The organism is Hyphomonas beringensis (assembly GCF_000682755.1).
GTDB classification, from domain to species: Bacteria; Pseudomonadota; Alphaproteobacteria; order Caulobacterales; family Hyphomonadaceae; genus Hyphomonas; species Hyphomonas beringensis.
Window position 1 is genome coordinate 92749 of sequence record NZ_AWFF01000029.1, and the last position, 8752, is coordinate 101500.

An 8752-nucleotide genomic window follows, 5' to 3' on the forward strand; every position below is an offset into this window, starting at 1 on the left:
CATGCCCCTATGCCCGAACTGTAAAACCGAGATCACCACTGAAGATCGTTTCTGTCCTGAGTGCGGCACGGAGACAAAACCGCCTGCAGCCGATTTCAGCGATGCAGGCCTGATGACTCTGGGCGGTCTGGAAACGATTGATGATGCCACGACGTTGTCCAGAACGCGCCACCAGCAACAGGCACTGGAAACAGGCGAAGTGTTCGCCGACCGCTACATCATCGAAGAGGTGATCGGACGCGGCGGGATGGGCCTGGTCTATAAGGCCAAAGACATGGTGTCGGACCAGACGGTTGCGCTGAAGTTGATTCGAAGCGACCGGCTGGGCGGTGAGATGGCCGTAAAGCGGCTGATAAGTGAAGGGGTGACGGCACGCAATGTCCGCCACCCGAATGTTGTGGCTGTCTATGATGTAGGGGACGCGCATGGACAGCCCTATGTGTCGATGGAATATCTGCAGGGGCAATCCCTGCGCGGTTGGCACAGAAAAAAGATACAGGCGCGCGAAGATATTCCCTTGCGCCATGCCGCCCGTATCGTTGCCGAAATACTGGATGGTCTGTCCGCAGCCCATGCCGCCGGCGTCATCCACCGCGACCTGAAACCTGAAAACATCATCCTGATGGATGAGCCGACGGATGGAACCGCACCTCTCAAGATACTCGACTTTGGCATCGCCCAAGCCACAACAGGCACACTGGACAGCGGCACTGGCACAGGGATCGGCACCCCCCGCTATATGGCGCCGGAGCAAATAACCCATGCCAGCAGTGTCGGCCCTGAAGCGGACCTCTACTCCCTGTCCGTCCTTTTCTATGAGCTTCTTGTGGATGTTCTGCCGCAAGGGCATTGGCAGCCTCCCTCTGGCGGGAGGTCTGACGTGCCGATTGGTATCGACAAATTGATCGAACGCGGCCTTTCAAACCGTCCAGCCAGCCGCCCACAAAGCGCACAGGAATATCGCAAGGAACTCGTAGAGGCGGTCAATCTGGGATACGTACCGCGTAAGAAAACTCCCGACACACCCGAAGATGTAACCGATGACAAAAGAGGTCTGATCAAACTCATCTCGCTCGCCACAATCGGTGTTGTGGGGCTGGTCGTTATGATCGCAGGCATTGCATCATTTATGGAACCGGGATCGACACCACCACCCCCTCCGCCATGCGACGGCCTGACGGGTAGCGCGTATCAGGAGTGTATCAATCCTCAGGAACCGGTCAGCATGTATCAGTCCCTGAACGGACAATGGAATGATGGCATTGGCAGCATATATTCCATGCGAGTCAGTAAGGATGGCTCCTTCTCCGGAACAGGCACAAGCGCGGATGGCTATAGATTGCAGATGTCTGGCCGCATGAATGGCGTCAATGGGTCTTATACGGTGACGGCTCCCGCAATCGGCGTATCCATGAACGGACGGCTGCAATGGGACCGGGGATGCCACATCAGTTTCCAGACATTCGATGCCTACAACAATGTTGTCGCGCAGGGACAGATGCATGTGAACCATCAGCCAGGGGGACCATGCCCTTCGTAAAAACTCGCACGCTCACACACGGGTCTTCTACGGCGCCACGCCCCTGGACCAGCCCACAAATCTAATACGGAAGGGGACACGACATGTCCGGTCACACATCAGACTACAGCCTGCACGGATGCATATTCGAAACCACGCCTTCACCGGCGCCCACTCTATCTGCACCAAAGCTGAACTTACCGGATCGCATCGACCTGAGATCCCTCTGCTCGCCAGTCGAGAACCAGCTTCGCACAAATTCCTGCGTTGCCAATGCTGTTGTGGGCGCTTTGGAGTTTCATCAGAACAAGAACAAAATGCCACTGACGGATCTGTCACGCCTGTTCATTTATTATAATGCGCGGTCCCTTTCTGAAAGCGAAAAGAACGACGATGGCAGCTACATCCACCATGGAATGGCAGCTGTGCTCGCCTTCGGGGCCTGCGAAGCGCGGATGTGGCCTTTCGAGGAGGCCATGGTCACCACGCAACCCACTGAAGCCTGTTACAAGAACGCGCGCAATTATGACGCTGTCCAATATGCCCGCACCCCGCGCGGCGTGCCTGCCCTCACCGCATTGTCGCAAGGACTACCGGTCGTTTTCGGAATGTTCGCACCGGGAGAATACTATCAGGTTGCCGGCAAGACCGGTCGGATGCCAAGACCCGATCAGATTGCAACGAGCAAACCGCCTTCCGGTCATGCCATGGTGATTGTTGGCTACGATATGACAGAGCGCTGCTATCTGGTGCGCAACAGCTGGAGCGCCAACTGGGCCGAAGGTGGCTATTTCTGGATCCCGTTCGAAACCATGGATGCCTGGTCTCAGGAGGAAGACTTCTGGACCATTGGCGCGATCGAGCAAACCTCTGGTTTCTCCCTGATGGGACCGAGCATGTCAGAAAGCATGGCGTCTGCTGGCGTGACGGAGGACCTTGTTCAATCCACCAGCCAAGGCGTTAGCGACTTGCGGATGGGACTGCGTAAACAGCTGAATGAAGGTCTGGAAGCCGCCAAGAGAGACTTCCGCAACCGATTGAGAGGCAAGTAGACTTCTGCCTAGGTGCGGCCGCGCCTTACGCCACTCGGTTGATGCGGTCTGCCCGAAGCGCGGCGGTTAGCCAGAAAGCGCTCAAAACTCGTGGCGTCCCCGGCAACCCTTCCGGCTACGGAGAAGCGGAAGCTGATGCTCTCCATATCCTGACTTGAGTTCAGCACGGCCATCAACTCAGCCCGCGTGATGGCATTCATGTAGTCGTCTAGCGACAGGACACGTGCAGCCTTTGCCCGTGCGATTGCCAAGGGCGTGTGCACTTCATACCGGTTCAGGGGCCAATAGGGATCAATCAGGTGCTTGCGCGCTCTTTGCTTGTTCCTGTCACGCAGCAGGGAAACGATATCTGTCTTGGGCAGCGTGGCATAGATTGCACTCTCTGCCTTCGATAGCTGAACGCTTTCCGGCGTGTCTATTTCGACCGGTGTGACGAGAAGGCCTTTGCGCTTCGCGGCCTGCCCGGCGCTTTCCTTGGCTGTCCAATAAGACAAGGGCGCGCTTAGCAACAGGCCGATTGTGGCAGGTGCCAGCCATGCCGCATAAACCGGAGAAATCACAATGGCAGAAACCGTAAGCACCAGCCCCAGGAGTGTGGCAGGTGCGTTGTGCCGCAGTGTTGTGAGAAAACCATATCCGCCCTGACTACGCTCCTGTGGAGACCAGCCGCTATCCTTGCCACGGAATACATTGATCACTGCGCTGGTTTGCGTTGCCATCAGGATGGGGGCAATCAGCACAGAGATGAACGTCTCCGTGAGCATCCCCATCGCGGTGCGCGCGAGGCCCACTGTCTTGCGCCAGCGGCTGGAGACCAGACCATAAATCAGTGCATAGATCTTGGGCGCAAAAAGCAGTGCCATTGTCGCCACGAACAGCGTCAATGCGCGCTCGGAGTCAATCACAGGCCAAGTCGGGAACAAGGACGCCCCATCACTAAAATAGTTCGGCCGCATGAAGCTGTTCTGCAGAGACAACATCATACCAAGCGTGATGAAGATCAGCCACAGCGGTGAGGCCAGATAAGAGAATATACCCGTGATCAGGTGAAAACGGTTCGTCCAGCTGAGGCCAGCAGTTTTGAGCAGCACGGCCATATGTTGCATATTGCCCTGACACCAGCGCCGGTCTCGCTTGACCAGTTCGATGATTGTCGGCGGGCCCTGTTCATAGGAGCCGCCAATTTCCGGACGGATCTCGACATTCCATCCGGCACGGCGAAGGAATGCCGCCTCGACAAAGTCGTGACTTAGGATGGTTCCGCCAAAGGGTGCCTTGCCGGGAATTTCCGGAAGGCCGGCCGCCTCGGCCAGGGCCGACACGCGAATGATCGCATTGTGCCCCCAGAAATTGCCTTCATTCTGCGCCCACCAGGCCATGCCACCGCCAAGGATGGGGCCATACAACGCGGAGGCAAATTGCTGGCAGCGTGCGAAGAGTGTCGCACCGCCGACGAGTTGTGGGATGGTCTGGATCAGCGCAGTATGAGGGGCCCGCTCCATCTCCTTCACGAGATGGACGATTGTGTCGCCCTCCATATAACTGTCGGCATCGAACACGATCATATAGTCATACCGGCCGCCCCAACGCATAACGAAGTCACGCACATTGCCGGATTTGCGATGATGGTTGATTGTCCGCCGACGATACCGTACCGCCACATCATGGCCCGCTGTTCTCAGGAGCTCCGAATAGGCGGCCTCCTCGGCAAGGGCGACCTCCGGGTCCGTCGTATCACTCAGGATGAAGCATTCATATATGCCCGGCGCCTCTTTCAGCATGCGCGCCGTCGCCGACACAGTGGCAAACACATGCTCCACGGATTCATTGTAGATCGGGAAGACGATCACGGTCCGCACATTGCGAATGCAGACATCCGGCTTGTCCTTCGGAGCGCGTATTTCGGAAAACAGTGCGGAGACGAACCCGATCGTCGCATTCACGAACGCAAAGCATATCCAGCTGATATTGATCACGAAGACAACAAGCAGCACCCATTCCAGCAGCGTCATCTCGGAGACCGCCAAAACCTCATACATTTCCCGTGTGGCCCATAGGGTGAGCAACATGGAAGAGGCGAAAACAAATAGCTTCCGCCAGCGATAGGATGGCGTTTCAGCCTTCGGTGCGCCTTCCTGTGCCTTGAAGGCCTGGTTCGGCATGGTCAGGGGGAATTCGGTCGGCCGGGGGCGCAGATCCGTCATTTCGCTCTCCAGCGGTAAAGCCATGTTTCAGTCAACGGAGCACCTCCCTTGTGAACAACGGCCCGCAGCTCAGCCATGCTGGCGCTTGCGGGGTCCAGCTCAAAGCTCAGGCGATAGCCATCATCATCGGGATGCTTGCGGAGGATCGGGTTCAGGATCTCGCCTTCTGATGACGTGATTTCCAATTCCGCATCATCGAAATACTCCGCCGGTGCCTCGTCATAATCGAGAATGAAGAGATAGCGTTTCTCGCCTGGCTTCTTTCCAGCCCGGGTTTCCGAAACAGATACAACTTGCGGCATGACCGAAGGCTTCAGGCCCCAATTCATGGTGTAGGAAATGGTTTTCGCCTCACCGGCGCGCCAGCTATTCTTAGGCCGCCAAAAGACTGCGATATTGTCGTTGTATTCATTGACCGTGGGAATTTCCACAAGCATCAACTGCCCTTCCCCCCACTCTCCGGTCGGTTCGATCCAGACATCCGGACGCTGATGATAACCCGCCTCCAGATCAGAAAAGTCATCGAACTTTCTGTGACGCTGCAAAAGGCCAAATCCTTTTGGCTGGCGCTCGGTCAGCACGGACACTTCAAGCTCTGCGGGGTTTAGCAAGGGCCGCCAAGCCCATTCGCCATTGGCCATATGGACGGCCAACCCTTCTGAATCATGGACGGCCGGGCGGTAATCCGTGGCCTGCTTGATCACATCATGCGGGGAAAAATAATACATGGATGTCAGAGGGGAGAGCCCGACACGCTGGATTTCCTTGCGGGGGAAAAACGTCGCCTCCACATCCATGCGTGTCGTCTGGCCAGTGGTAATGAAGAACCGGAATGCCCCAGTCACGCTTGGGCTGTCCATCAAGGCAAACATTTCCACCTGGTCATCCGCCGTGTCCGGATTGACGATCCAGAATTCCTTGAAGAATGGAAACTCCTCGCCTTCCGGAGAGGCCGTGCCAAGGCCCAGCCCTCGCGCCGATGCGCCATAGACATTCCCCGACCCAAGCGCCCTGAAGAAACTGGCCCCCTTGAAGCTCAGGACCTCATCGAACTTGCCTGAGCGGTTGATCGGCGCCAGCAAGCGCACACCGGCAAAGCCAAGCGCTTGGCGTGTGCTCTTGGAAAGCGGCAGATCCTTGAAGTCAAACAGGTCAGGATCGTATGCCTTGGGCGTTACGTCCGCCCCATCCACCAGATTGATCTTGACTTCGTGATTGAAAAGATAACCGCGCGGATCGAACAGAAAGCGATACCGGCCCTTGTCCTCGGGCCATCCCATGTCGGGTTCGGCAGGAAGGATTCTACGATACTGGTCATAATTCATCGCCTTCGCATCATCCGGCAGAGCGGGTGAAGGCTGGAACTCTGAAGCGGCCAGCCGCCGGGCCTTGTCGACAATATCCGACATGCCAAACTCGCGGCCCTGGATGACAACATCAGGCTGCGGCGGCGATGGCGCCGGCGCATCGATTTCTTGCGGCGAAGGCTCTGTGTCGAGATTGTAGAGGACAGACTGCTGTTCAGCCTCCTCATCCGGCATTTCTGGTGACGCAATTTCCGCTGTGTCAGGGATCTCAGTTTCAACGACTGAAGGCTGCGCTTCTGGCTCTTGTCTTGCGGTGCTCTGCTGCGGCTCAGAACACGCCGCCAGCAACGCGGCCAAGCCCGCCGTAAAAATTACCCCCGCCCGACAAATATACCGTCCGTCCAAAACGCACCTCACTGCTGATTGGCGCCAAGCACACTCCACACCCGATATGCTGCAGCGCAATACAAACGCGTTCGCTTCCAATGCATAAGCATAGGAATGGTTGCAAAGCGGGCCCATACTGAGGGAATTGGACGTTTACTGGGCGTGCTGCAAAGCAGGCTCAAAGGCGTGTTTTGAGGGTATTTTCTAGTCCAGCTGGCGCTTGATGTCTTTCATCACACCGGAAAAGTCGAGACCGCCATGGCCCCTAGAGTCCAGATCTTCATAGATTTTCTCTGCCATCTCACCCAAAGCGATCTCGGCGCCTGCGGCTTTGGCGGCCCCTGCGGCCAGATGAAGATCTTTTAACATCATAGCGACCGCAAAACCGGGCTTGTAGTCGCGATTTGAGGGCGCTGTCGGCACCGGACCGGGGGCCGGGCAATAGCTGGTCATGCTCCAGCACTGGCCTGAGGCCGTGGAAGAGATGTCGTAAAAAGTCTGGGCATCCAGGCCCAGCTTTTCAGCCAGATTGAACGCCTCACAGGTCCCGATCATGGAGATACCGAGCAGCATGTTATTGGCAATCTTTGCCGCCTGGCCATTCCCGCTGCCGCCAGCATGGAAGATGTTCTTTCCCATGACATCGAGGATAGGCTTTGCCTTGGCGAAGGCCTCATCCGGACCGCCGACCATGAAGGTCAGCGTGCCGGCATCTGCCGCCGCCGTGCCGCCCGAGACAGGGGCATCCACCATGGGAAATCCTGCCGCCTCAGCCTTCGAAGCCGCCTCACGCGCATCCTCGACCGAAATCGTGGAGCAGTCTAGGAACAGCGTACCCGGTGCGGCATGAGACGCGACGCCATCATCGCCGAAATAGACAGACAGCACATGCTTGCCCGCCGGCAGCATGGAGACGATCACCTCCGCGCCGCTTACCGCGTCAGCCAGCGTCGCGGCGGGTTTTGCGCCCTGCTCTGCCGCCGCCTTTACGGCCTCGGCGCTCAGGTCAAAGGCATGAACGTCGTGCCCTGCCTTGCAGAGATTGGCGCACATGCCAGAGCCCATGTTTCCGAGCCCGATGAATGCAATCTGTGTCATGTCTTCCTCCCGGCGCCTCTGAGAAGCGCTCATATTGAGCGAAGCCGAAACATGCGAACGGGCTGCGCTGAGCCCGCCATGCAAAACGGCCCTCATCCTTCGACTTCGCTCAGGATGAGGGCCTTCTGGTCTATTTGTCCTTGAAGTCCGGTGCGCGCTTGTCGACAAAGGCGCTCATGCCTTCTTTCTGGTCGGCGGTGCCGAACAGGCCCTGGAACAGGCGGCGTTCGAACTTCACGCCTTCCGTCGTCGGCAGCTCCAGCGCCCGGCCCACCATTTCCTTTGCCGCCATCAGCGACGGGATGGAATAGCCGGCGATTTCCTTCGCCGCGCCCATGGCCGTGTCCATCAGCGCGTCATGCTCCACAACGCGGGAGACGAGGCCGATCCGGTCTGCTTCTGCGGCGTCGATCATGCGGCCGGTCAGCACCATGTCCATGGCTTTGGCCTTGCCGACGGCTTTCGTCAGGCGGATGGAGCCGCCCATGCCCGGCGTCACGCCCAGCTTGATTTCCGGCTGGCCGAACTTCGCCTTTTCGGATGCGATGATCATATCGCACATCATGGCCAGCTCACACCCGCCGCCGAGGGCGAAACCGTTCACTGCCGCGATCACCGGCTTGCGGCAGGCTGCGAACCGGTCCCACAGGCCAAAGAAATCATCGACATACATGTCGGAGAAGCTCTGCGGCTGCATCTCCTTGATGTCAGCGCCCGCCGCAAAGGCCCGGCCCTCACCCGTCAGCACACTGACGGCGATGTCCTTGTTCCGGTCGATCTCGCCGAAGACATGCGCAACTTCGCTCATGACTTCCTGGTTCAGCGCGTTGAGGCTGTCCGGCCGGTTGATCGTGACCAGCGCGATGCGGTCATTATGTTCGAAAGTGATTGTGTTGTAAGTCATGGCAGTTCTTCAATGTCCTCTTTGGTCCAATCCGATCCGTTTGGCTTTTGAGCGCAAAGCTCTCGAGTCTTCAACTGGTCGGCGTTCGGCGTGTCCGAGTAAGTTCCCCGGGCTTCGTAGGTGCAGATACACCTTCCCGGTTCAGCTACCCATACACCGCCGCCATCGCTGCAATCGCCCCGCTTGTCGCATGCCGCCAGCGCGAGGCCAAGCATGCAGATGACTATCAGGGCTCTCACCTGTCTTACCCCATCGTCGGAATGATGAAGGCCTGGTCGCCG

Annotated in this window: 7 protein-coding genes; 2 read left to right on the plus strand and 5 right to left on the minus strand. The window is 57.8% G+C overall.

Annotated elements, in window-relative coordinates; translation table 11 throughout:
• Position 1: 1 nt before the first annotated feature.
• Together HY29_RS18320 and HY29_RS05810 are read left to right on the plus strand one after the other, a co-directional pair.
• A complete protein-coding gene (locus tag HY29_RS18320; RefSeq protein WP_155838219.1) occupies positions 2-1540 on the plus strand; it encodes a serine/threonine-protein kinase in 1539 nt (512 codons plus the stop codon).
• An 83-nt stretch (positions 1541-1623) separates the two neighbouring features.
• Positions 1624-2571 carry a C1 family peptidase gene (locus HY29_RS05810; protein ID WP_034793898.1) on the plus strand — a complete coding sequence of 316 codons (948 nt, stop codon included), beginning with the start codon at positions 1624-1626 and terminating at the stop codon, positions 2569-2571.
• Between the two features lie 8 nt (positions 2572-2579).
• Here the strand turns inward: HY29_RS05810 and mdoH are convergent, their stop codons facing one another.
• The 5 genes from mdoH to HY29_RS19580 all read right to left on the minus strand — a co-directional run.
• On the minus strand, positions 2580-4775 hold the full coding sequence (gene mdoH, locus HY29_RS05815; protein WP_081811249.1) for a glucans biosynthesis glucosyltransferase MdoH: 2196 nt from the start codon (positions 4773-4775) through the stop codon (positions 2580-2582).
• A complete protein-coding gene (locus HY29_RS05820; protein ID WP_162176679.1) occupies positions 4772-6316 on the minus strand; it encodes an OpgD/OpgG family glucan biosynthesis protein in 1545 nt (514 codons plus the stop codon). The genes mdoH and HY29_RS05820 overlap by 4 nt, the downstream gene beginning before the upstream one ends.
• Before the next feature lie 357 nt (positions 6317-6673).
• Positions 6674-7567, minus strand: coding sequence for a 3-hydroxyisobutyrate dehydrogenase (gene mmsB, locus HY29_RS05825; RefSeq protein ID WP_034793900.1), 894 nt, complete (start codon positions 7565-7567; stop codon positions 6674-6676).
• Between the two features lie 130 nt (positions 7568-7697).
• Positions 7698-8471: an enoyl-CoA hydratase-related protein gene (locus HY29_RS05830; RefSeq protein ID WP_034793902.1), complete on the minus strand. Its 774-nt coding sequence runs from the start codon at positions 8469-8471 to the stop codon at positions 7698-7700.
• The coding region (locus HY29_RS19580; protein ID WP_206741931.1) for a hypothetical protein at positions 8468-8752 on the minus strand (285 nt) is incomplete at its 5' end. The genes HY29_RS19580 and HY29_RS05830, both read right to left, overlap by 4 nt.